Source organism: Paenibacillus sp. YSY-4.3 (assembly GCF_054767475.1).
Map to the genome: position 1 here is coordinate 226359 of NZ_BAABMC010000001.1, position 23208 is coordinate 249566.

Here is a 23208-nt window from a genome sequence, read left to right on the forward strand (position 1 = left end):
TTGCCCGCTAACACGAATACAAAGAGATGACATGATTATTCTAACCGCGAGCATTGCTTGTCATGTGAATTTAACAGATTTTAATAAAAGTCTCGTTAATTTTATTTTTCTTTAATGTATGATTTCACTAATTCTGGTACTCTCTTTAAAGAGAGCTTCATTACGAGAGCTCGGGTCGTTAGTAGATGAAGGGAGTTATTGAGTAAATGGATGATAAAGATAAGAAGGAATTGGGATCATTAGAGGGGGCAGAACTAGAGCAAGGAAGCACTTCCCCGGAAACGGCAACAGCCGATAAAGCAGCAACGGGATCGGAAACAGAGGCTGGGACCGCAGCAGGCGTAAATACAGAAGATAACAATGATGAGGCTGAAGCGGCTGCTGAAGGCAGTACGGAAGCAGAAGCTGAGATAGACTTCACGGAACCGGAAGCTGTGCAAGCGATCGAGGCGATTGAGCCAACACAGACTGCTGCCAGGCCGGAATATTATTTTGACGGACAAGCCAATACAGGGGCTGGATCTACGCCTCCCCCCTCAACCGGTTCGTCCAAAGCTTGGCCGATCATCTCTTTGATCCTAGCCGCCGGACTTGTGATTGCATTGGTATTTCCGCAGCTTAATAGCAAGAAGGATGTCGTGGCCACAGTTAACGGTACTAAAATTACGCAGACTGAATTGTATAATGAACTCGTGAAGGCCAACGGGGGAGAGCAAGCCAAGCAAGCGCTGGATGCGATGGTCATGAAGACGCTGCTCACGCAGGAGGCCAAGAAGAAGAAGATTGTTGTGACGGAAGAAGATATTCAATCCGAAATCGATAATTATACGAAATCCTTCGGCAGTCTCGAGGTGCTGGAGCAAATGCTTCAGCAGTATGGAATGACGATCGACGATTTGAAGCAGGAAGCCGAGTTGAATGTTATGGTGACCAAGCTGCTTGGGGACAAAACAACTGTGACGGACGAAGAAGTGAAGGAAACTTTCGAAACGTATAAAGATTCCTTCAATACTCCTGAACAGGTTCGGGCCTCCGTTATATTGGTAGAAACGGAAGATGAGGCGAAGGAGATCATCCAGCAATTGAAGGACGGCAAGGATTTTGCCGAGCTTGCCAAGGACAAGTCGCTGGATATGTTCACTAAGGATTCGGGCGGAGATACGGGATTCTTTGAGCGGGGACAAGTAGAGCCAGCCGTCGAGGAGGCTGCGTTCAAGCTGCAGAAGGATGAAATCAGCGACGCCGTGAAAACCGACGATGGATACAAAGTCATCAAATTGACCGACCGCAAGGAAGCCAAAGAGGGTACATTTGAAGAAAATAAAGAAGAGATTCGCAAGGGCTTGGAAGCGCAGCAAGTGTCGGAACTGTTCGGAGATTGGTATGATGAACTGAAGAGCCAAGCGAAGATCACCAATAAACTGACGGATGCGGATACAGAGAACAGCGATAATTCCGCAAGCTAATTTTTGAGTAAAGAAGAATTCAATTTAAGGATAGCCAGCGTCTCCATAACAGGGATGCTGGCTATCGCTGCATTTCGGCTCGATTGCGAAGAAGCTCTGGAAGCGGATGTCAATTTCGATTGCAAGTTGCGAGGTTTATGTATAACCTTATGATTAGAAAGTTTTATGTACAGATAGGGGAGGAGTAGTTCTGATGGCGGAGTGGTATGAACGCAGCTTTGGTGAAGATTATTTACTTGTCTATAAACATCGCGACGTGCAAGGAGCGAAACGTGAAGTACATACGATGATTTCCTGGCTGGATTTGCCTAAAGGGGCAAAAGTGCTCGATCTTTGCTGCGGTATGGGACGGCACTCTATGGCGTTAGTTGAAGCGGGTTATGAGGTTGCGGGAGTAGATTTATCGGACGTGCTGCTGCGGGAAGCACAGCAAAATGATCCCGAGGGCCGCGTTACTTGGTTAAAGGGCGACATGCGCAACTTGCCACACGATGGCGGCTTTGATGCGGTCGTCAATTTGTTCTCTTCCTTCGGTTATTTCGAGGAGGATACGGAGCATATCAAGGTATTGAAGGAAATTCGCAGAGTGCTGAAACCGGGTGGAAAATTCATTATTGATTTCCTGAATCCAGCATATACGGTGGAGCATTTGGTGCCTCGCTCCGAGCGGGTGGATGAAGGGCAGCACATTATGGAAGAACGCAGCATTCAGAACGGATATGTGAAGAAGCACATAACAATCCGGAATACGGACTCGAACTCGGGCATGACGGATGAACCAAGGCATTATTTGGAACGGATCAAGCTGTACAATCAAGAAGACTTTACCGAAATGCTGAAGAAAAGCGGCCTGCAATTGGAGCATGTTTACGGGGGCTACGGCGATATTCCCTATGACCCGGAAACCTCCCCTCGTATGATCATGGTCGGTAGATCCTTATGACGGCCGGTCGTTTTCAGGAATGGGACGAAGCCGGCGTGATTCAAGTTCCGATTACCATGGCTCCCCCGCTGCGGCAGGTGAACAGCTATCTGCTCCGCGGTCCAGAGGGAGTCACTGTCATAGATCCAGGTCCGCGAACAGAAGTGACGGAGAAGGAATGGGAAGGGGTCTTGAGGGAACTTGGGCTTCATCCAGGCGATATTGCGTCGATCGTCATCACCCATCATCATCCCGATCATTTCGGTATGGCTGGGTATTTGCAGCAATTGACCCAAGCTCCAGTCTACATGTCCGCAAGGTCTTACGAAGAGGCTGAGCGGATGTGGGGAGCGAATAGTACGGTCAATGAAGCGCTGCCTCTCCTGTTCCGGCAGCATGGCATGCCTGAAGAGTGGCTGAGTCAGCTGCCTCCGCATTTGCACAGCTTTATGGCTCAAGTGACGCCCTTCCCCGATGTTACCTTTGTAACGGAAGGTAGCTCAATCGTCATGGGAGGGAGAAGTTGGGAGTCGGTGGTTAGCGGCGGCCATGCTCCCGGTCATATGTCGTACTATGATCGGAGCAGCAAAATCATGATCTGTGGTGATGCCGTGCTGCCGCAAATATCTCCCAACATCAGCCTGGTGCCAGGCAGCGAACCGAATCCACTGCAGTCCTTTATGGATGGTTTGAAGCGACTGGGTACATACGAAGTTAGTATGGCGTTTCCAGGACACCGCAGCCCCTTTGATTATTTCAATGAGCGGATTACCCTGCTGATCCAGCATCATGAGCAGCGGTTGGAGCGGATGGAGCAGCTTTTGCAGGAGAGCCCTTTGACAGGCTTCGAGGTTTGCAGAGCCGTGTTCGGAACCAAGCTGGGCATTCATCAAATGCGGTTTGCGATGTCGGAGACCTTGGCTCATTTACTCGAGCTTGTCCGCCAAGGGCGCACGGCCTTGGAAGAGGCTGGCGGGAACGGGGAGTTCCGATTTAGGGCATTGCAGGAATCTTACAGAGCATTTTAAAGGTCATACGGGTAATAAAACAAGAACAAGCCGCGTGTTACGCAGCTTGTTCTTTGTTTATGCCGGCAAGGAAATTTAGCGGTCCGAGTCAATCGTCTCCTCGCCGCGTTCCTTCTCGCGTTCGGCCTGTTTGCGGTGTGCGATCCGGCTGCTGGCCGAAGCGGCAATCGCTCCGACAATATCGTCAAGGAATGTGTTGCAGGGTCCTAAGCTTTTATCGTTCAACCGTTCCAATACGCCGGGCTTAAGCTTGTCCACATAGCCATAGTTCGTAAAACCGATACTTCCGTAAACGTTAACGATGGAGAAAGCCAAAATCTCATCGACGCCGTACAAACCTTCGTCATTTGCGATCATATCCTGCAGCTCTGGAATCAGTAACCCTTTCTCCGCCAAAATATCCAATTGAATGCCAGTCAGCACGGCATTTTGGACCTCTCTCTTGCTGAGGACCTGCTCCACGTTGTGGATGCACTCCTCCATAGTCAGGCTTGGGTAATACTGCTGCTGCAGCAGCATGACCAGCTCGGCAATTTCACTAAGTTTCACCCCGCGTTTATGCAGCCACTCCATGGTGGCATCAGCAACCTTTTTACTGTTCAAACTGTAAGGCACCTTCGCTTTTGGTTGATCCATCCCCATTCACCTCTACCCCTCTAATATGTTCATGTGCTTGAATCGTCTGACTCGGCTAAGATGCAGTTTGTCCACTTCCGGGAAAAATTAGTTATTTTTCAAGAAGGGGCTCGTATATATAGTAATACAAACCTTAGAAAAATGTTAGGGAGGACCCTGGTCATGAATTGGAACCGCTCATTACGCAATACTGCCGTAGCGGGAATGCTCGCGCTCCCGTTATTGCTGACAGCCTGTAACCCTTTTGCCGCAAAATCGTCGGGTCAAATCGATCCTCCGCCTGCAGATGCCGAATATGAGATGCTTAGGAGCTTTGAAGCAGCAGACCAGACAAGCCTGAGTACAGACGGATCAGTTTCCACCGTCTATTTGGAGAACGACCACGGTTTGCTTGCTCCGGTGGCACTACGGCTGCCTGATGAGGATGGCAGCACGCAGTTGACAAGAGCTCTGGAGAGCTTAGTAAAGGACGGTCCTTACGCCAAGCTTATTCCGGAAGGATTTACAGGAGTGCTGCCGGAAGGGACGGAAGTCGAGGCGGTTACGCTGCAGAAGGATCAGCAGCTGGCGATTGTTGAATTTACGGAGCCATTCCGAAATTATGATGCTCACGATGAGCGTAAGATTATGGAGGCTCTTGCCTGGACGTTAACGGAAAATCCAGACGTTCGACAGGTTCAGCTTTGGGTCAACGGAGCCAAGCTGAACGAAATGCCCGTGGATGGAACGCCCCTGGATCGTCCATTGACACGAGCTTTAGGCATCAACTTGGAAATCAACAGCGGTACGAGCCTTTCGCTGAGTAGTCCGGTTACCGTGTATTTCTCGGCGGCGACACCAGATGGGGTGCAATATTATGTGCCGGTGACTCGTTTTGTCTCAAGTGCCTCCGACCGGATTCAATCAGCGCTGCATGAGTTGATCAAAGGGCCGGTTCAGGGGGATGGGCTGGAACGGGTCGTTACCGATAATACGAGCGTCGACAGTGTTGAAGTATCCCAGGATGGAATAGTTACCGTAGCGATCAGTGACGATATGTTTGATCCCGGGGAGAGGGTTCCCGCCCAAATGCTGCAATCGCTTGTTCTTACCGTAACGGAGAATACGCAGGAAGATCAGGTGCGGATATGGTTGAATGGTGAAAAGGATGTCATTGGGCTCGATAATCAGAAATATAGCGAACCGGTGTCTAGACCGGAAACCATCAATGAAATCCCTCTATAATGTTTTGATGACAATGCATTGATTACTTATTGGGCTTGCTGCGGCAAGCCCAGTTCTGTTATAAAAGGTATTTTGGCTTATTGAGTATCCGTACTGAGAAGGGTGAATATAGATATATCGCCAGGAAGGAATGGAATGGTGATTTTATGCTTACACTTTGGTAGAATAGGGAAAGCGTAAAGACAGCATGAAACGTAGGAGGCGGGTTACGATGAGAATAAACGGGCGTGAAGCAAACGAGCGGCGGCCATTGAACTTAACAGTAAATATTAACAAGTATGCAGAAGGATCCGTATACATCGAGGTTGGAGACACGAAGGTAATATGTACGGCTACCGTCGAAGAGAAGGTGCCGATGTTCATGAAAGGCCAGGGCAAAGGTTGGATAACTGCAGAATACTCCATGCTTCCCCGGGCAACCCACTCCCGTAACCAGCGCGAATCGGCACGGGGCAAGCAAAGCGGTCGGACGATGGAAATCCAGCGTTTGATCGGCAGGGCTCTGCGTTCCATCGTTGATTTGCAAGCGCTTGGCGAGCGGTCGATCACGATTGACTGCGATGTGCTGCAGGCCGATGGGGGAACACGCACAACATCGATTACTGGTGCATTCGTTGCTCTGGCACTGGCTGTGAACAAGATCGTTCAGAAGCATTCTTTGCCCGTATTCCCTATTACCGATTATCTGGCTTCCGTCAGCGTCGGTATCGTCGGCCAGGAGACGCTGCTTGATCTTAATTATGACGAGGACTCCAAGGCCAAGGTGGACATGAATGTGGTCATGACGGGACAAGGCCAGTTTGTCGAAGTACAGGGGACCGGCGAAGAGAATCCGTTTTCCCGGGAAGAATTGAATAAAATGCTGGAGCTAGCAGAGAAAGGCATTCGCGAAATGATTCAAATTCAGCGTGAAGCACTCGGACCGATTGCGTTGAAGATCGGAAGCAAGCAAGCGGAGGCGGATGTATGATCAATAGTCAGGAATCGGCCATTATCGTAGCCACGCGAAACCAAGGGAAAGTGAGGGAATTTGCCCATGCGCTTGCTTTTTTGGGCAAGCCCGTGAAGAGCATGTACGACTATCCCGAGGTTCCGGAAGTGGTCGAGGATGGCGAGACGTTTGCGGAGAACGCCCGTAAGAAGGCAAAGGAAGTGGGCGATTTCCTGGGTCAGACGGTTCTGGCTGACGATTCGGGATTATGCGTAGACAAGCTGGATGGCGCGCCTGGTGTTTATTCGGCCCGCTATGCTGGGGAGGGGGCTTCGGATGAAGACAACAATGCCAAGCTCCTGAGTGAATTGGAGCGCATGCGGCTTGGGGAAGATACGGAGCAGCCACTGCTTAGTACTGCCCGTTTCGTGTGCCATCTTGCCCTGTATAACCCAACAACAGGGGAGTTTACAGAGGCTTCCGGAACGGTGGAAGGCTGGATTACGTCAGAGCCGGCCGGTGGAGGCGGATTTGGGTACGACCCGCTATTCTATCTGCCGGAGTATGAGAAGACCCTTGCTGAGCTTACCGTCTCGGAGAAGCAGGCAATTAGCCACCGCGGGGCGGCATTGCGCCAACTGACCCAGCAAATGGAGGGCATGAATAAATAAGAAGCCTCTAGCGGTGCAGAGACTTCTGAGAATTTGGATTACGTGGTGTTGCTATCATGACCCCTTTAAGTGACCGTGTACAAGCCTGTCATTTTCCTTAAGGACGGACTGAACGCTGAGCTTAAAGGGGCTTTTGGCATGACACGGTTGGCCGATATGTTATTGAATTTGGTTGTTCTCATTGTTGTTTTTGCGGCGGCTATAGTAAAAAAACCAACAATCATTAAGCAGGCGAATTTGGCGCCGGTCCTTTTTATGAAAGGCACGCATCATCTGGTTGCTGAGCCAATTAGGCAATAAAATCTCCTCCCGACTTTTCCCTATGTACGTAGCATATGGGGAGAAGCCGTGAAGTGTGCAGGTCCATGAGCTTTATTGGCCTTCTTCCTCGTACCATTGCTCCAGTTGGGCCTGAAGCGCGCGAATTTCCGTCAGCAAAGAGATCAGGGGATAATTCTCTTCGCGTATTGCGGAGAAGGCAGACTCAAGCTCGTTAATGTAATTCAAACCGCTTGTAATCTGCAGTGATTCTTGCAGCAGATCAAGCTGGTCGCATTCGGCAATCGCTTGCGGCAAGGATGGAACCTGGGCTGCGGTTAGTTTGTCGATCTCCTTGTTCAGACGCAGATTGAGGGCACTTAGTTGGTAAGCGTAATCTGCAGGCATTTCCACAAAACGCAAATCGCTTCCCTGCTGTAGAATGACATATCTCATTAAGGACATTTTATACAGTCTCCTTTTCAATTATTGCTACTTGACAGTGTAGCTTAACAGGAAGTTAGAATTCAAGTACAAACAGCGTTTGATCAAGGCCAGGAATAGTAATTTGGGGTAGGTGAAGGGAGGATTTTTCATGACGGATGAACAACTGCAGGTTTGGGTCGAGGAGATTTCGCTTCACAGCTTTGGGCTGCCCTTTCGCCATGAAGCTAGGTTCAACCGGAGGCTTAAGTCGACAGGCGGCAGATATTTCATGAAGTCCCACAATATTGAGATTAATCCGGCTCAACTGGCTGCTTTCGGGATTGAGGAAGTAGAGAAAATCATCAAACATGAGCTGTGCCACTATCATTTGCACATTTTGGGCAAAGGTTACAGGCACCGGGATTCGGATTTCAAAACGTTATTAAGTCGGGTGGGGGGGAGCAGATACTGTCAATCACTGCCCGGTGAGCAGGGCAGAAGGCCTTTGCCATATAGGTACATGCTCAAGTGTACAAGCTGCGGAATGGAATATTTGCGTAAACGTCGCGTCGACCCTCGGCGGTACCGCTGTGGAAAGTGCACGGGAATCCTTCAGTTGTCGAGCTATGAGGAGAAAAATTGAAATAAGCAGTGGCTCTGAAATGTGATATACTACAAAAAAAGCATTAGGATGTGATCATTTATGGCTAAATCCAAAGCCAAACGAATGCGTGATAAATTAACACGTGAAGGTAGACGTAACCCGGAGTTAGGCAGAAGCCTTTTTGCCGCAGCAGATTTGAGAACGAGAAAAACCAAAACCAAGCAGGAGCTTTTACATCAGAATAAGCACAGACGGAAGAACCTGATCTCTTACAATGGAGATGATGGTTCTTTTTTGTTGGCAAGAATCGGTTCAGCTTGTCATATATATGAAGTGGGAGCGTAGGGATTCCAAAGGGAGAGGAGCAGCCGGTCTCGAAGGAGCAATATGCGGATGGAGGCGAGGCAAAATGAGTGCGGAGATGCTAATTCAACTGCTGGTACTCATCGTTATGCTCATCGAACTGGCTCGGCACCGAAAGGATTCCTGACTCTGTGAAGGTCTGGCTGTAAAGCCAGGCCCTTCTTGCGGCATGTTCTCTTCTTGACTTTGCTTCAAAATCATGATAAATTATACTCTAAATCTATAGTGTTTTAGTGTTCCCTGATAGCTCAGTCGGTAGAGCACTCGACTGTTAATCGAGTTGTCACAGGTTCGAGTCCTGTTCGGGGAGCCATGTCTTTGGAGAGATACCCAAGTGGCTATAAGGGGACCCTCTGCTAAGGGGTTAGACTGCGTAAGCGGTGCGAGGGTTCGAATCCCTCTCTCTCCGCCACTATAGATGAGAACCCTCGGTAGGTTCGTCGGAGCGTTACGCCAAAGTCCTGATGGACTTTTTTTATTTCTTTTGTAAAAAAAGGGTTGCCAATGGTCTGGAATTTTGCTATACTAATTTTTGTTGTCGCTCAAAAAAAGACATCGCTTTACTTATTATAATGGCCCGTTGGTCAAGGGGTTAAGACACCTCCCTTTCACGGAGGTAACAGGGGTTCGAATCCCCTACGGGTCACCACTTTTGTTATATGCTTCAGTAGGGTGAGAATCCCTTGGGGGTTCGTCGGAGCATCAGCTTCGGTAGGAATACTTCGCAGTCTCGAACGAAGAGAGAGTATCCCCTACGGGTCACCATTTTTGTTAATATGCTTCAGTAGGGTGAGAGGCGTAACAACTTAATATGCGGTCGTGGTGGAATGGCAGACACGCTATCTTGAGGGGGTAGTGGGTGTATACCCGTGGAGGTTCGAGTCCTCTCGACCGCATTCATAACAAAGAGAAGAACCTTGCGCAAGCAGGGTTTTTTTGAACTTTTTCTTGGTAATCTACATACAGCAATAGAAAACTAAAGCATCCTCGCCATTGGCGAGGATGCTCTGTAATGGAAGCTATAGATTTAGAAGCGTGTTTAGGGCATAGGCTACGCCATGTTCGTTATTACTGCGGGTAGTCATAGTGCTTAGCTGTTTGATTTCTTCAACGGCATTGCCCATCGCTACCTTTGTTCCGGCTACTTTAAACATGGAAATATCATTATAACTGTCACCGATAACAATTGTATCGGTCATGTCGATATCGTAATAGGAAGCTAGAAATTGGAGTGCGCTACCTTTGTCCGTCTCGGTCGAAATGATTTCTAACGTATGCTTGGCAGCGGCTGTTGTGTGGACGAAAGCCTGTCCGCGGAAATGCTCGCGGATTCGTTCCAGCTTTGCCTCATCGTAAGTAAATATCAACAGTTTATAAATGGGGGATCCGGCTTGCACGACTTCACGGAGATTATCGATTTGCCGGAAGCCGAATTGCTGGAACTGGGTTTGTATACCGATTTGCAGCGTATCGATATCTGTGTCTGGATTGGCGCTGACAAGGATATCGATTTCGGCCTGAAGTTTGCCTTCTCCGCCACATGGCGAATAGATCTCTTCGGGACAAAATATTTCGAAATAAACGTCCTGCTCCAATAAGTAATTTATGGACTCGACAGCAATGGCGTGGGGAATCGGCGTCTCTTTGAGAAGCTGTCCACGCTCATCGTGCACGGCAGCTCCATTTGAGGAAATGATCGGAATGGATAAATCCCCGCCAATGATCTCTTTTACATCAAAGCGGGCTCTGCCTGTACAAATCGTTACTTCATGTTCGTTGCCGGACAAAATATTGCGAATGGCCGCCAGGCCTTCCACGCTTGGTTTGCTCTCGGCGGTTAGCAAGGTTCCGTCCAGATCGATAGCAATTAACTTCATGTTTATAGCCTCCCTATGGCTTGTTCTGTGGTTGCTTGCTAAGAGTATAAAGTATGAAATTGATTTCAGGTCAACACAGGGAAAACTATGTTACTATGAATCTAGGGTAATCGGGGCGGAAAACCCAATGATTATGGAAGTGCCTCTTGAAATTATAAATATATAAAAGAAAACTTAGGAGCAGGGATAGGTAATGGAATCTCAACTTTGGATTATACTTCTCATTGGAGCAGGTACTTATTTGTTTCGCGCAGGCTCGCTTGTGCTTGGAAGCAGGGTACAATGGTCGGAACGCACTAAGGAATGGCTCTCTTACGTGTCGCCGGCAGTTCTTGGAGCCCTGCTAGGCCCATTATTATTGCTGGACAATGGGGAATGGGTTCCTATTAAGGATAATATTATGCTGTTAGCGGCTATACCGACGATAGCGGTCGCCTGGTGGACGCGGCGGTTGCTCTTGACCGTAGTGGCAGGCATCGCTTGTTTTGCTATATTATATTACTTCATGTGACAGGGGATACAAGGATGAGTCGAAGAGATAGAGTAGCTTTGGCGTTAAGGGATGTACTGCCAATAATGCTGGCTTATTTTCCTTTATCGATCACTTTTGGCGTCTTGGCAGCTTCGAGCGGGGTGCCTTGGTATACGTCAGTCTTTAGCTCGATATGGATTTATTCCGGGGGAGCCCAGTTCATGCTCATCAGCATGATCGATACGGCTACGGCTCCCGCTACAATCATTGTCACCATCCTGCTTGTGAATATGCGGCATGTTCTATATGGTGCTACAATGGGTCCGTATTTGGCACACTGGCGGGAATCTTTGAAATGGCTGGCTGCGCTAGGATTAACGGACGAGAGCTTTGTCGTAACCTCGAACCGTGCTGCTGCCGGTGAAAGACTGACCCCTTCATATTATCTGACCTTTGCGTTGGCTGGATACGGATCATGGATCGCAGGTACGGTAGTCGGTGCGGGAATCGGCGGGATTGTCCCCCCAGAGGCAGCCGCTGTGCTTAGCTTTGCGCTTCCTGCGTTGTTCTTGGCACTATTGTTCGCCGGAGAGCGCACTCTTCCCCATATGCTTGCAGCCTGTACAGGAGCGGGATTAGCTACGCTGGCAGGGTTCATGAATTTAGGCGGGATCGGCCTTATCGCTGGAGGACTTGTTGGAGCCACAGTAGGACAGCTCCTGGGCAGACAAAAGAGCAGAACGAATAGGCAGTCCGGGAGCTGATATTCGGATATAAGCGCGGATTCTATTCGTCATTGGGTAAATCAAGGAAAGAAGAATATTTGGGATATAAAACACGGATGCAATCCGGACATATATCATGAGTAAATTCCGCATGGGTATTCTTGATCAAGAAGTTCTCGATATCGTCCCAAAGGTTCTCTTCATCCTTGATTCGCTTGCAAACCGCACAGATCGGAAGCAGCCCGCGCAGTGTTCGGATTTGAGAGATAATCTCTACAAGCTGCAGCTCATATTTCTTATAACGGGTCATATCCATACAGCTAAGGACAACACCGCAGATTCGGGAACTGTGCTGTTCGATGAGCGGAAGAACCTCCAATTGGAACCATATCGTTTCTCGCGACAACGATAAATGCATGTGGAACTCCTTGCTATAAAAAGAACTATCCCCTTGAAGGATATTATTCAACTGCGAAAGAAACATCGGGGAGTCGGGGCATAATTCTCGGTTGTCCGGATCTCTCAGAAATTCTATAAGATTCAATCCGGGCCTATCCCATAAGGGGGATAGCCCCAACTGCAAGGCCTTCGTTGCCCAGGTTGGGTTCACATGCTGAATGGTACCTTGGGCATCGGTTATGGCCAGGCATTGATTCAGGGACTGAGCAGCCGAAATCCATAAAGAGGGATTATGGGTCATCACGAACACTCCTATCTGGAATAAAAGTAAAATAAATGCTGGATATCAACATGGAGTGGGTCGAAGAAATGAAGGCGCAGGGCGGTCTATGATATAATGGTCTGGAAGGATTGTCCAGTACATAGAAGTGAATTAATAAAAATTATACACGCAAACACGTAACTTTACAATAAAATGACGTAATTGCGTAATTATTTATTGTGAAGGAGGGTGAAGAATTGTCTATTTACGAAAGAATCGAATCGCTCATCAAAAGAAAAGCCATGACCAAAAAGGAATTCTGCCAGGAACTTGGCATCAGCACCGGAAACTTGGGCGACTGGAAGAGCGGCAAATCTTCGCCCGGCACGAACAAGCTCATCGATATTGCCTCGTATTTCGATGTGAGCCTGGATTGGCTGATGACCGGACGGGAACACCAGCCAGGACAGATGCTGGAGGAGAGGGAGTCATATGCTGCGGACGATTTGAACTGGACCCGCCTCGGCAGCCGATTGACCGAGCAGGAGAAGGCTTTTATTCAGGAGTATCTGGAATTTACCGAATACCGCAGAATGATGAAGAAATCGGGAGGAAAATAATATCACTTTACTTTTAATCCCCACGGCGATATAATATAAAATGTTCGTTTCAATCATAATTCGCGGTCGTGGTGGAATGGCAGACACGCTATCTTGAGGGGGTAGTGGGTGTATACCCGTGGAGGTTCGAGTCCTCTCGACCGCATATGCAAACGAAGAAAGGTCGTATCTTTTGTAGAATATATCTACTCAAGGTACGGCCTTTTTTGTCATTTGGGAGTCGAATCACCGGTCGGTTCTAGTTTGAACGGTAACATTATGCCATATGTCATTAACCTGCCGACATTCCTAATTCCTGTATTGGCGGGTATAATCGATACAGTACTATCATGATGTGTCCTAAATCATAACATAATATGTTGCAGAAATGAGGAACGGAATATGCCCTATCAGGCGGATGAGAGAAGATACGATGAAATGAAATACAGACGCTGCGGCAGAAGCGGTCTGAAGCTGCCGGAAGTATCCCTGGGATTATGGCAAAACTTCGGCGGAAACAAGCCCTTTGAGGATTCACGCGCCATGATTCTGCGATCCTTCGACCTCGGAATCACCCATTTCGATTTGGCAAACAATTACGGTCCGCCGGCAGGTTCCGCCGAAGAAACATTTGGCCAAGTAATAAAAAAGGACCTAGCCCCTTACCGGGACGAGCTTCTCGTGTCATCGAAGGCGGGATACTATATGTGGCCTGGTCCATACGGGGAATGGGGCTCGCGGAAAAATTTATTAGCCAGTCTCGATCGGAGCTTGCAGCGCATGGGGATTGATTACGTCGATATATTTTATCATCATAGACCGGATCCTGACACGCCGTTGGAAGAGACGATGAGTGCGCTGGATCAGGCTGTAAGGCAGGGGAAAGCACTCTATGTCGGCTTGTCCAACTACGGGCCGGAGGAGACGAGACAGGCCGCCGAAATATTAAGGCAGCTGGGAACTCCGCTGCTGATCCATCAGCCGAACTATTCCATGTTGAATCGCTGGATCGAGGATGGCCTACAGGACGTGCTTGCTGAGCAAGGAGTCGGCTCGATCGCTTTTTGTCCGCTGGGACGCGGGCAGTTGACAGGCAAATACATCGATAAGCTCGAAGGGGAGCTCGGATCGGGACAGCTTACTTTAAGACCAGAAGCCGTTACTGCCGAGCGCATACAAAAATTTCGCCAGCTTGAGCAAATCGCTCAAAGGCGCGGTCAGAGCTTGGCCCAGATGGCCCTCGCCTGGGTGCTCCGGGATGGCGGCGCAACCTCGGTGCTGATCGGCGCAAGCCGGGTCAGCCAAATCGAAGAGAATGTCCGGGTGGTTCAACAAGTTCCGTTGTCGCAGGAGGAATTGCTTGAAATCGATAAAGTGATGGAGGATATTGGCGACTACCCTTGGTAACAATAACTATATACAACGCAATAACTTGAACCTCTTGCTCTGCGAGAGGTTTTTTTGCTGCAAAAAAGCAGTTTGAGCGTCTGCTGTCGCCAATGTGCCGGGCCTGCAGGTTTAACACTGGGACAACAAATATTTGACATTCCCATAAAGATTGGGATTTACACTCGTAATAGTTCTGATCATTTTTGGGAGGGGATCTAGTGAATAAACTACTGAAAGGTTTGGCAATCGGAGGCTTGGTGTTATCCGTTGTCTCCGCCGGATCATTTGCAACAGCGAAGGAGAATACCTCGGGGGCGGCTGTCTCGAAAGGGCAATCCAAAAATTTGATCGTCCTGATCGGGGATGGTATGGGGCCGGCGCAAGTATCGGCGGCACGTTATTTTCAACAGTATGAGAATAATGTAAAAAGCTTGAATCTGGATCCGTACTATGTCGGACAAGCGACGACTTATGCGGATCGTGGGGAAGACGGCGGGCAAATCGTCTCCGGGATCGTAACGGATTCGGCCTCTGCAGGAACGGCGTTTGCTACGGGTCATAAAACGTATAACGCGGGAATCAGCGTCTCGAACGAAGACGTCTCTAAGCCGTATGCCTCCGTGCTTGAAGCGGCTGAGCTCAGCGGCAAATCAACGGGCTTAGTTACGACAGCGCGTATCACTCATGCTACCCCGGCTGTATATGCTTCCCATGTGCGTAACCGTGACAACGAGAACGCAATCGCATCGCAGTATCTGGATAGCGGGATCGATGTGCTGTTTGGTGGCGGAGAATCGTTCTTTCTGACGAAAGAAGATAAAGGCAAGCGGAGCGATAAAAACCTTCTTCCCGCATTCGAAGCCAAAGGCTATAAAGTCGTAAAAACAGGACAAAGCCTGAACAAGCTGTCCGCCAAGGATTCCAAAGTGTTGGGATTGTTCGGAAGCTCCCACGTTGCTTACGTGCCGGATCGTACAGCCGAAGTCCCAAGCTTGGCTGAGATGACCTCGAAGGCGCTCGAAATTTTGTCCGCCAACGAGAATGGGTTCGCCATTATGATCGAAGGAGGACGCATTGACCATGCCGGCCATGCGAACGACTTGCCGACGATGGTCCAAGAAGCGCTTGACTTCGACGCAGCCTTCAAAGTGGCGATTGAATTTGCCAAGAAGGATGGAAATACGTCGGTCGTCGTTACGGCGGACCATGAAACGGGCGGCCTTTCCTTATCCCGTGATAACATTTATGAGCTGAACGTGGATCTGTGGAACAAACAGAAGAACTCCTCTGAGAGCTTAGTAACAGTTTTGAATGAAGCCAAAACGATCGCGGACGTGAAAAAAATCGTTGCGAACAATACCTGGATTACTGATCTGACTGACGAAGAGGCGCAATACATCCTCGATGGCGACGGCTCCTCTTATAAACGTGAGGGCGGATATAACGCCGTCATCTCCAAGCGTCTGCTTGTCGGCTGGTCCGGTCACGGGCATTCCGCTGTGGACGTAGGCGTGTGGGCATACGGTCCGATCGCCGAGAAAGTGAAGGGTCAAATCGACAATACCCGGATCGCTACAGCCAGCGCCGAAGTACTGGGGGTTGATCTGCAACAAGCGACGGCTAACCTGCAAGCGAAGCATCTGTACCCGAAATTCAAAATTAATCGCAGCAATGAAGTTCTTTATCCGGCCAAAGCATTAGCGGAAGCGCTTGGGGGCAAGTACCAGGTTGCAAACGGTATAGCTACGATCAGCGGCAAGGGCGGTACGATCACTGTGGATTTGAACGCCAAGACGGCTAAAATGAACGGTAATGCTTCTTCGCTCACTGTAGATATCGATAACGATGTGTTGTACCTTCCGTTAACGGCATTCAACCAAGTTTCGGGACAATCGTTGAAATGGGATGCCCTGTCCGAACGAATCGTACTGAAGTAAGGATAAACATACAAATGGGGATGCCCAGCCGGGAAACAGGGGAATATAGCTTCTCCTGTTTTCCTGCATTTTCAGATGGGAGGAAAGGGATATGCTGCATATTCAAGGGGTGAAGAAAGGATTTCATGTCGGGGGAAGCTGTATTCCGATCCTGGACATTCCGCAATGGGACGTCGGGGATGGGGAGAAATTAGCGATCATCGGTCCAAGCGGCTCGGGCAAAAGCACCTTGCTTCATATTATTAGCGGAATTCTTCGGGCTGATGAAGGGGAGGTGCATATCGACGGGCAAGCGATTCACCGCATGACGGAGCCGGTAAGGGATAGTTTTCGCGCCAGCCGCATCGGCTATATCCTGCAGGATTTTCACCTGATTCCTTCGCTCACGGCAAGGCAGAATGTCGAAATTGTGATGTCAGCCCGAATGGGTGCTGCAGAGCGGCGGGAGCGCGTTGATCATTGGTTTGAGCGGGTTGGGCTCGGTGACCGCAGCCGCCATTTGCCGTCACAGCTGTCCAGAGGACAGCAGCAGCGCGTAGCGATCATTCGAGCGCTCGTCAATGAGCCGCCGCTTGTATTGGCGGATGAGCCAACAGGCAGCCTGGACTGGGAGACGGCGGATGAAGTCACGGAACTGCTGCTCGAGCTTTGCCGCGGAGAACAGCATACACTAATCGTCGTGACGCATGATTTGAACATGGCGAACCGTTTTCCGAAACGGGTCCATATTGGCGAAATCAATAAGATCAGCGGAGCGAAGCGCTTGACAGGGATTCGGGAGGAGAGGGCGATATGAACTTTTTTCACCTGATCCTTAGAAATATGCTGCATCGGAAATTCCTGTCCCTCCTGACGATTCTCTCGGTAACAGCCACGGTTGCGTTCGTCCTGCTTCTTTCATTATCCAAGGCCAGCGTCGAACAAGGGGCGCAGAAGGGATATGGTCCGTTTGACGTCGTCGTTGGGGCGCAGGGAAGCCAAACCCAGCTGGTGTTAAATACCTTTTATCACATTGGCGCTCCCGTTGGGAACATTCCTGGGCGCACAATGGATTTGGTTCTGGAGGACAGCGGCGTCGAGAAGGCGTATGCCATTACGACTGGCGATAACTATAACGGTTATCCAATTGTGGGCGTCGATCCGGAATATTTTTTGACCCGATATGGCGACCAGAAGCTGCAGGCAGGAAGCTTGTACACCGAAACCGGCGAGGTGGTCGTCGGGGCTTACGTGGCTCGAATGCTCGGGCTGCAAGCGGGAGATACCTTTACGGGGGCCCATGGATTGGTCGAAGGCGTGCATCATGCAAACATGGATGACGATGGACATGAAGAGGAAGGCCACGGTGAGTCAGGCGAACATCATGATGACCACGAGAGCTTCATTTATATGGTAAAAGGGATTTTGCCCGTTTTGAACACGCCAGATGATCGGGCGGTCTTCACGACCCTGGACTACGCTTGGGCCGTTCACGGACAGGTGTCGGGAGATAGGGAGATTACGGCTATTCTAATCAAGCCGGCTAGCCTGCTAGGTGCGCAGGGATTGAAAACGAAGCTGGAGGGCATGTCTCAAGTTCAGGCCGTCTACACAAGCAAAGCCGTAGCGGATGTGGTGAATCTCGTGGATCAAGGAGCCGGGATCATTGAGGTTGTGACGATGCTCTGTGTCATCCTGGCAGCAATATCGATTCTGTTGTCACTGATTGCAGCGGTCAATGAAAGAACGAAGGACGTGGGCCTCCTGCGCCTGCTGGGAAAGTCAAAGGGCTATGTGCTGATGACACTGGTCGGGGAAGGGCTATTGGTAACGGCGGCAGGGCTTGTCTTAGGAATTATGGCCGGTCATACGGCGAGTTATGTGCTGAAGGATACGCTGTTCAGCTATGCCGGTATCCAAATCACTCCGTTTCAGTGGAGTACCGATCATATGATCATCGCGGCGGCAACGATGGCGATCGGAGCCATTGCCTCCCTGGCACCGGCTCTGCGGTTGTACCGGATGGATTCATTGTCTTTATTCAAAGCGTAAGGAGGTTTCCAGATTGAAAAAAATAATACTCTTACTGCCGCTTATCGTTACTGTCGTTTTGCTTCAAGCATGCGGGCAGAAGGAACTGGCCGGCGAACAGGCAGGCTCGTTTGCGGCGGCTGCATCAAACCGCAGCACGGCAGCAGATACCCCGAAATCTTATGAATCTTCGCCGGAAGATTCCCCTGTTGCTGAGGAATTGAAGGAAGATGAAGGCAGGTTGGAGCAGCAGGCTAATGGGGATGATACTGCTAAGGCGGAGATTCCCGCTCAGGAAATTCCCGCTCAGGAGCTCGCCGTCTCCGAAGCTAAACTAGCCGATAAAGCGGGGGAAGCAAGCAAGGCTGCCGATTCTGCTGCGGCACCATCGGCGGCTAAAGCGGACGAAAGCAAGGCGCCGTCTTCGGCCGAAAAGGACGTGAAGGAGGGCGCCAAACAGACTGTGGTAAATGCAGCTCCCAAAGCGGAGGCAGTACCGACTGTGAAGGAAAATAAACCGCAAGCTGCAGAAGAGACGAAGAAAGCAGGTCCGGTGAAGATCGGCTGGTCGGAATTTTTTGACGGGGATGATCAAACGACGCCATCGGACCGCTTCTGGGATCTCAGCGGTTCTACGGTGACGATCAAGGGATTTATGGGCGAGGTGCTGTCCTTCGATAAAAACTGGTTTCTGCTCATCCCTGAACCCGGCGCGGAATGCCCCTTTGACAACGGGGACGAGACTTATTGGAACAAGATCATGATTGTGTTCGTGCCAAATGATGTAAAGCTTAGATATAAGTCGGAGCCGCTGGAGATCACAGGACGCCTTGACGTCGGCATTAAAATCGATGAGTCGGGATATAAAACGATGTTCCGCCTGTATGATGCCTCCTTCAAGGAAATCAAATCATAACGGGAAAAATAAGAAAGAACAGCGTAAGACGTTTCAAAGCGGTCTCTTTGCTTTAAATGGACAATGACCCGAATTTTTAACAAGGAGGGAACGATTCATGGAAGCAATGTATACAGCAACCGCTACGATTCAGGGAGGAAGAACCGGCACCGTGGAGACTTCGGACGGGGCATTGAAGCTGGAACTGAGCATGCCCAAAGCGATGGGAGGACAAGGAGGCTCCGGCACCAACCCGGAGGAGCTGTTCGCGGCCGGATATGGCGCTTGCTTCGCCAGCGCTCTGGAGTATGTAGCGGAACAAGACGGCATAGAGCTGGAGAAGGCAATCGTGAAGCATCATGTGAGCATAGGCAAGGATCCTTCGGATGGCGGATTCCAATTAGCCGTGGCCATCGATGCGCAAATTCCGGGAGTAGAGCGCGGCACAGCCCAACAATTGCTGCATAAAGCGCATGACTTTTGCCCGTATTCGAAGGCGACGCGAGGCAATATTGAGGTGAAGCTGAACTTAATTGAAAGTTAATGATATGAAAAGGCTTCTCATGGGCAATACTGTTCTGGGGAAGTCTTTTTCACGTTGAAATGGATTTAATTGTCATTCAATTCCAAGTTGACACGCCGTAAAAAATTATTTAATATGTCTAAGTACTTAATTAGGATTTAAATCTGATAATACGGGTGATGACCATGTCTTACAGACCGAGTGTACAGAACGTGACCAAGGCCAGCAGCAACGAAAAAGAAGGACTGTATGAATTCATTGTCACAATGGCTGATGGCACAGCGTGCCGGGTATTTTTCCACCGGAATCCGGAGTGGCGGCTTACGGGCGTCAGCCGGCTTCAGAGAACTCCTTGTCCGGTATGCCGCAAAGACTTCATTTGCAAATGCATGGACAAATTCAGCGGAGAGATTTTGCAGCAAATTGATGATGGTCAGTGGATTGAGAAGGCGCTGGCTCAGTAAGATAGCAGTCAATCAACGTTGGAGACGGAATCATAGAATTCTGTGGAACCGTTCATAGGATTGAAAAGCAAGCGGGTCGACCAAGGAATATTCCTTGGCTGACCCGCTTGCTTTTTTCGTTTGTTCCGAGCCATGCTATAATTGCTCCAAAGCGAGGTGAAGGAACGATGGCTCAAAATTCGGAACATAATGATAAGGACGTAGTTCTGTTCGACGGCGTCTGCCATCTATGCCAGGGGGCGGTCAAATTTATTATTAAGCGGGACCCGGAGCGCCGTTTTCGGTTTGCCTCCCTGCAGTCTGAAGCCGGGAAGAGACTATTGCACGGCAGCCCAAGCCGGGACATTGCCCCTGGGCGGATAGACACGATCGTCCTGTATCAGAACGGCGTTTATTATACCCGGTCATCGGCTGCGCTCCGCATCGCAAAGGGATTGCGTTTTCCTTGGCCGCTTGCTTTTGGATTCATTATTGTACCGCGATTCATGCGGGATGCTGTATATCGTATCGTTGCGGCTAATCGCTATCGCTGGTTCGGCAAGGACGAGACATGCCTTGTGCCCACGAAAGAGAATAAGGAACGTTTTTTGAAGGATGGATAATCATCTTTAGGAAAAGCCTTGCGAGAGTCAGCGAAGTATGTTATTCTAACTGTAAATTTCAGGGATGAACGACGGAAGCACCGTCCAACAACCGCACCCGCGGTTATTGGACGGTGCTTTTTTGCGTTCTTGAAAGGTTGGTGATAAGGGTGGTTCCAGTTCGGCTTGTTCTGGCGGCTAGGGATGAGCAGTATATCGAGCCTTTTTTGCATTATATCCGCCATAGCGAGTTTGATCGCAGCTTTTTCGTAACGGCGTTCAGCCGTGAGGATGCTTTCGTGCGGCATATGGAATCAAGCCGGCTTTACGCAGATGTCGTATTGGCCGAGAAACCGTTTCTTGAGGCATGGCTGGGCGGCGGGGAGACGCCACCAGTCCCATATATTTATCTTGAGGAAGATGGGAATGCGAAGGGATACGGGAAGAGCATTTCCAAATATCAGCCGCTGCCTCTGCTTCTGACGGCCGTGCTGGAATGTGCGAGGGGAGGAACTGCGGCCAGGGAGCCGGCGGAGGGCAAAGCGCTTGTCGTCGGAGTTTACTCCGCGGTAGGCGGATGCGGCAAGACAACGGTAGCCGCTCATCTTGTAAAGCAGCTTGCTGGAGAAGGCCGCAAGGTATTTTATCTTAACCTGGAAACGATCGGCAGTGGCTTTTTATCCGAAAATCCCTCATTGCGGGAAGGGCAGAATCGTGCCCCTGGCTTTGCCCGGCTTCTATACGACCTGAAAGCGGCGGGAGAGCGGGGTGAGCCTATGAACCAACCGGTCTCGGCTTATGCGTACAGGCATCCCGTCCTTGAGAGTGATACGTTTGGGCCAGTGGACAATTTAAATGAAATGCTGGAAATGGAATCCGGGGATACGGCTCGGCTGATTGATTTTATTGCGGACAGTGGACTTTACGACACCATTATCGCGGACGTCGATTCGTATCCTAACACGCGAACGGAGGCGGTACTGGAGCGTTCCGATAAGCTGGTCTGGCTGCTGGCCGACGAATGGAACGTGATGCGCAAGAGCGGATTATGGATATCACACATGGAGCGATCAAATCCGGAGCGATTTCGCCGCATCATGGGGAAGGCATTGTTTGCGGTGAATCGCTGCATGGGGGAAGCGGTCCAATCACTGCCAAGACCAGGCCTGACAGCGGAGATCGTGTTTCCTTATATACCTTCCTGGAATCAGGGGGCGAGTCAAGGAGCTTTACTGCATTCCCCGGCTTTTCAGAAGGCTGTGCTTAAGCTCTGCCGCAGCTTATACAGCGGGAGGCACTCGCTTGGAATAGGGGGGACTTTGGGTTGACGGAGGAGTTTTTTACGGAGCTGCGCGCAAGCATTCGCTCGGGGCTAGACATGACTTCGACGCTATCTGACTTGCAGCTGATGGATTACATTGAACGCCGCGTGCTTGAGGACAGCGGACTTTATGAGTTGACGGCCTCTGAGAAGCGTAAGTGGGTGCGCAGGCTGTATGACTCTTTTCGGGGACTCGATGTTCTTCAGCCTCTCGTGGACAACCGGTCGGTGTCAGAGATTATGATCAATAGCCATGAAGAAATTTTTATTGAACAGGACGGCCAGGTGAAGCGGATTGATGTGCGTTTCGAATCGAGAGAGAAGCTGGAGGATATTATTCAGAACATCGTTTCTACAGTAAACCGTGTCGTGAACGACTCGTCGCCGATCGTGGATGCAAGGCTTCCGGGCGGGTCGCGGGTGAACATCGTGCTTCCGCCGGTAGCGCTCAAGGGGCCCACGATGACGATTCGCAAGTTTCCGGAGCAGCCTGTAACAATGGAACGGCTGGTGGAATGGGGTTCGCTGACCGAGGAGGCGGCTGTTTTTCTGCAAAGTCTTGTCAAAGGGAAATACAACATTTTTATTAGCGGGGGAACGGGATCCGGAAAGACCACCTTCCTGAATGCACTTTCGCAATATATCCCGCCAGATGAACGGGTGATCACGATTGAAGATTCGGCGGAACTGCAAATCGTCACGGTACCGAACTTAGTTTCCTTGGAGACGCGCAATGCCAATACGGAAGGGAAAGGAGAAATTTCCATCCGGGATTTAATCCGCGCTTCGCTGCGAATGAGGCCGAACCGGATCGTTGTCGGCGAGGTCCGCGGCAGCGAAGCTCTGGACATGCTGCAGGCGATGAATACAGGGCATGATGGCTCTTTATCAACTGGCCACGCTAACAGCACCAAGGACATGATCAGCCGGCTGGAGACAATGGTGCTGAGCGGGGTTGAACTGCCTATTCAAGTGGTACGCCAGCAAATCGGCTCGGCGATTGATATTTTTGTCCATCTATCCAGGCTGAGGGATCGCTCGCGCAGGGTCACGGAAATATCGGAAGTATGTGGTTTAAGCGAGGGGGAGGTGGTGCTGAATCCGTTATATGTTTTTCAGGAAGAAGCAGAGATCAAGGGGAGAATCCGCGGGAAATTGATTAAGCGGGGGAGCCTGGTTCATCTAGATAAGCTTCGCATGGCGGGCATTGATTTGGAATAGGAGG

The 23208-nt window shown here is 50.1% G+C and carries 26 protein-coding genes and 5 tRNA genes; 26 read left to right on the forward strand and 5 right to left on the reverse strand.

Annotated elements, in window-relative coordinates:
* Positions 1–206 precede the first annotated feature (206 nt).
* The 3 genes from ACYUJT_RS00980 to ACYUJT_RS00990 all read left to right on the forward strand — a co-directional run bounded on the left by ACYUJT_RS00980 (position 207) and on the right by ACYUJT_RS00990 (position 3416).
* A complete protein-coding gene (locus tag ACYUJT_RS00980; protein WP_460318095.1) occupies positions 207–1466 on the forward strand; it encodes a peptidylprolyl isomerase in 1260 nt (419 codons plus the stop codon).
* Between the two features lie 193 nt (positions 1467–1659).
* Entirely contained in the window at positions 1660–2409 is a 750-nt protein-coding gene (locus ACYUJT_RS00985; protein ID WP_460318097.1) for a methyltransferase domain-containing protein, read from the forward strand.
* Positions 2406–3416 (forward strand): MBL fold metallo-hydrolase, encoded by a 1011-nt coding sequence (locus ACYUJT_RS00990; RefSeq protein WP_460318099.1) that lies wholly within the window; start codon positions 2406–2408, stop codon positions 3414–3416. Before ACYUJT_RS00985 ends, ACYUJT_RS00990 begins: the two co-directional genes overlap by 4 nt.
* Before the next feature lie 75 nt (positions 3417–3491).
* Here the strand turns inward: ACYUJT_RS00990 and ACYUJT_RS00995 are convergent, their stop codons facing one another.
* Positions 3492–4058 (reverse strand): phosphatidylglycerophosphatase A family protein, encoded by a 567-nt coding sequence (locus tag ACYUJT_RS00995; RefSeq protein ID WP_460318101.1) that lies wholly within the window; start codon positions 4056–4058, stop codon positions 3492–3494.
* A 156-nt stretch (positions 4059–4214) separates the two neighbouring features.
* Here ACYUJT_RS00995 and ACYUJT_RS01000 point away from each other — a divergent pair, with 156 nt between their 5' ends.
* The 3 genes from ACYUJT_RS01000 to ACYUJT_RS01010 all read left to right on the forward strand — a co-directional run bounded on the left by ACYUJT_RS01000 (position 4215) and on the right by ACYUJT_RS01010 (position 6878).
* A complete protein-coding gene (locus ACYUJT_RS01000; protein ID WP_460318103.1) occupies positions 4215–5276 on the forward strand; it encodes a GerMN domain-containing protein in 1062 nt (353 codons plus the stop codon).
* A gap of 211 nt (positions 5277–5487) precedes the next feature.
* Positions 5488–6246, forward strand: a complete 759-nt coding sequence (gene rph / locus ACYUJT_RS01005; RefSeq protein ID WP_460318105.1) for a ribonuclease PH — start codon at positions 5488–5490, stop codon at positions 6244–6246.
* Positions 6243–6878 carry an XTP/dITP diphosphatase gene (locus ACYUJT_RS01010; protein WP_460318107.1) on the forward strand — a complete coding sequence of 212 codons (636 nt, stop codon included), beginning with the start codon at positions 6243–6245 and terminating at the stop codon, positions 6876–6878. The genes rph and ACYUJT_RS01010 overlap by 4 nt, the downstream gene beginning before the upstream one ends.
* Positions 6879–7037: 159 nt before the next feature.
* Here ACYUJT_RS01010 and cmpA read toward each other — a convergent pair whose 3' ends face one another.
* Together cmpA and ACYUJT_RS01020 are read right to left on the reverse strand one after the other, a co-directional pair.
* Positions 7038–7175: a cortex morphogenetic protein CmpA gene (cmpA, locus tag ACYUJT_RS01015; protein ID WP_460318109.1), complete on the reverse strand. Its 138-nt coding sequence runs from the start codon at positions 7173–7175 to the stop codon at positions 7038–7040.
* A 75-nt stretch (positions 7176–7250) separates the two neighbouring features.
* Positions 7251–7601, reverse strand: coding sequence for a hydrolase/acyltransferase (locus ACYUJT_RS01020; protein ID WP_460318111.1), 351 nt, complete (start codon positions 7599–7601; stop codon positions 7251–7253).
* Positions 7602–7731: 130 nt separating this feature from the next.
* Between ACYUJT_RS01020 and ACYUJT_RS01025 the strand changes: the two genes are divergently transcribed.
* From ACYUJT_RS01025 to ACYUJT_RS01050, 6 genes are all read left to right on the forward strand, one after another.
* On the forward strand, positions 7732–8205 hold the full coding sequence (locus tag ACYUJT_RS01025) for a SprT family protein (protein WP_460318114.1): 474 nt from the start codon (positions 7732–7734) through the stop codon (positions 8203–8205).
* Positions 8206–8265: 60 nt separating this feature from the next.
* Positions 8266–8511 carry a hypothetical protein gene (locus ACYUJT_RS01030; protein ID WP_460318116.1) on the forward strand — a complete coding sequence of 82 codons (246 nt, stop codon included), beginning with the start codon at positions 8266–8268 and terminating at the stop codon, positions 8509–8511.
* Positions 8512–8766: 255 nt separating this feature from the next.
* Positions 8767–8842, forward strand: a tRNA-Asn gene (locus ACYUJT_RS01035).
* 7 nt (positions 8843–8849) lie between these two features.
* Positions 8850–8941 (forward strand) — tRNA-Ser (locus ACYUJT_RS01040).
* Between the two features lie 162 nt (positions 8942–9103).
* Positions 9104–9178 (forward strand) — tRNA-Glu (locus ACYUJT_RS01045).
* A gap of 164 nt (positions 9179–9342) precedes the next feature.
* A tRNA-Leu gene (locus ACYUJT_RS01050) sits at positions 9343–9425 on the forward strand.
* A gap of 123 nt (positions 9426–9548) precedes the next feature.
* Here ACYUJT_RS01050 and ACYUJT_RS01055 read toward each other — a convergent pair.
* Positions 9549–10406, reverse strand: coding sequence for an HAD family hydrolase (locus ACYUJT_RS01055; protein WP_460318118.1), 858 nt, complete (start codon positions 10404–10406; stop codon positions 9549–9551).
* A gap of 193 nt (positions 10407–10599) precedes the next feature.
* Between ACYUJT_RS01055 and ACYUJT_RS01060 the strand changes: the two genes are divergently transcribed.
* Both ACYUJT_RS01060 and ACYUJT_RS01065 read left to right on the forward strand, forming a co-directional pair.
* Positions 10600–10917: an AzlD domain-containing protein gene (locus ACYUJT_RS01060; RefSeq protein WP_460318120.1), complete on the forward strand. Its 318-nt coding sequence runs from the start codon at positions 10600–10602 to the stop codon at positions 10915–10917.
* Between the two features lie 14 nt (positions 10918–10931).
* Positions 10932–11642 carry an AzlC family ABC transporter permease gene (locus tag ACYUJT_RS01065; RefSeq protein ID WP_460318122.1) on the forward strand — a complete coding sequence of 237 codons (711 nt, stop codon included), beginning with the start codon at positions 10932–10934 and terminating at the stop codon, positions 11640–11642.
* A gap of 22 nt (positions 11643–11664) precedes the next feature.
* On the opposite strand, the gene ACYUJT_RS01070 is transcribed toward ACYUJT_RS01065, so the two are convergent.
* Positions 11665–12303, reverse strand: coding sequence for a PAS domain-containing protein (locus tag ACYUJT_RS01070; RefSeq protein WP_460318124.1), 639 nt, complete (start codon positions 12301–12303; stop codon positions 11665–11667).
* Positions 12304–12521: 218 nt separating this feature from the next.
* On the opposite strand from ACYUJT_RS01070, the gene ACYUJT_RS01075 reads away from it, so the two are divergent.
* From ACYUJT_RS01075 to ACYUJT_RS01130, 12 genes are all read left to right on the forward strand, one after another.
* Positions 12522–12884, forward strand: coding sequence for a helix-turn-helix domain-containing protein (locus tag ACYUJT_RS01075; protein WP_460318126.1), 363 nt, complete (start codon positions 12522–12524; stop codon positions 12882–12884).
* Between the two features lie 62 nt (positions 12885–12946).
* Positions 12947–13029: transfer RNA gene (locus ACYUJT_RS01080), tRNA-Leu, on the forward strand.
* Positions 13030–13265: 236 nt separating this feature from the next.
* Positions 13266–14270 (forward strand): aldo/keto reductase, encoded by a 1005-nt coding sequence (locus ACYUJT_RS01085; RefSeq protein ID WP_460318128.1) that lies wholly within the window; start codon positions 13266–13268, stop codon positions 14268–14270.
* 200 nt (positions 14271–14470) lie between these two features.
* Positions 14471–16189, forward strand: a complete 1719-nt coding sequence (locus ACYUJT_RS01090; protein WP_460318130.1) for an alkaline phosphatase — start codon at positions 14471–14473, stop codon at positions 16187–16189.
* 91 nt (positions 16190–16280) lie between these two features.
* The gene (locus tag ACYUJT_RS01095; RefSeq protein WP_460318132.1) at positions 16281–16985 is read left to right on the forward strand and encodes an ABC transporter ATP-binding protein; all 705 of its coding nucleotides are present in this window, start codon (positions 16281–16283) and stop codon (positions 16983–16985) included.
* A complete protein-coding gene (locus ACYUJT_RS01100) occupies positions 16982–18220 on the forward strand; it encodes an ABC transporter permease (protein WP_460318134.1) in 1239 nt (412 codons plus the stop codon). The genes ACYUJT_RS01095 and ACYUJT_RS01100 overlap by 4 nt, the downstream gene beginning before the upstream one ends.
* A gap of 13 nt (positions 18221–18233) precedes the next feature.
* Complete coding sequence (locus tag ACYUJT_RS01105) at positions 18234–19115, forward strand: LptM family lipoprotein (RefSeq protein ID WP_460318137.1); 882 nt, start codon at positions 18234–18236, stop codon at positions 19113–19115.
* 97 nt (positions 19116–19212) lie between these two features.
* Positions 19213–19638 carry an organic hydroperoxide resistance protein gene (locus ACYUJT_RS01110; RefSeq protein WP_460318139.1) on the forward strand — a complete coding sequence of 142 codons (426 nt, stop codon included), beginning with the start codon at positions 19213–19215 and terminating at the stop codon, positions 19636–19638.
* Between the two features lie 164 nt (positions 19639–19802).
* Complete coding sequence (locus tag ACYUJT_RS01115) at positions 19803–20081, forward strand: hypothetical protein (protein WP_460318141.1); 279 nt, start codon at positions 19803–19805, stop codon at positions 20079–20081.
* A 167-nt stretch (positions 20082–20248) separates the two neighbouring features.
* Positions 20249–20683 (forward strand): thiol-disulfide oxidoreductase DCC family protein, encoded by a 435-nt coding sequence (locus ACYUJT_RS01120; RefSeq protein WP_460318143.1) that lies wholly within the window; start codon positions 20249–20251, stop codon positions 20681–20683.
* Positions 20684–20832: 149 nt separating this feature from the next.
* Entirely contained in the window at positions 20833–21990 is a 1158-nt protein-coding gene (locus tag ACYUJT_RS01125; protein WP_460318145.1) for a P-loop NTPase family protein, read from the forward strand.
* Entirely contained in the window at positions 21987–23204 is a 1218-nt protein-coding gene (locus ACYUJT_RS01130) for a CpaF family protein (RefSeq protein WP_460318147.1), read from the forward strand. The genes ACYUJT_RS01125 and ACYUJT_RS01130 overlap by 4 nt, the downstream gene beginning before the upstream one ends.
* Positions 23205–23208: the final 4 nt, after the last annotated feature.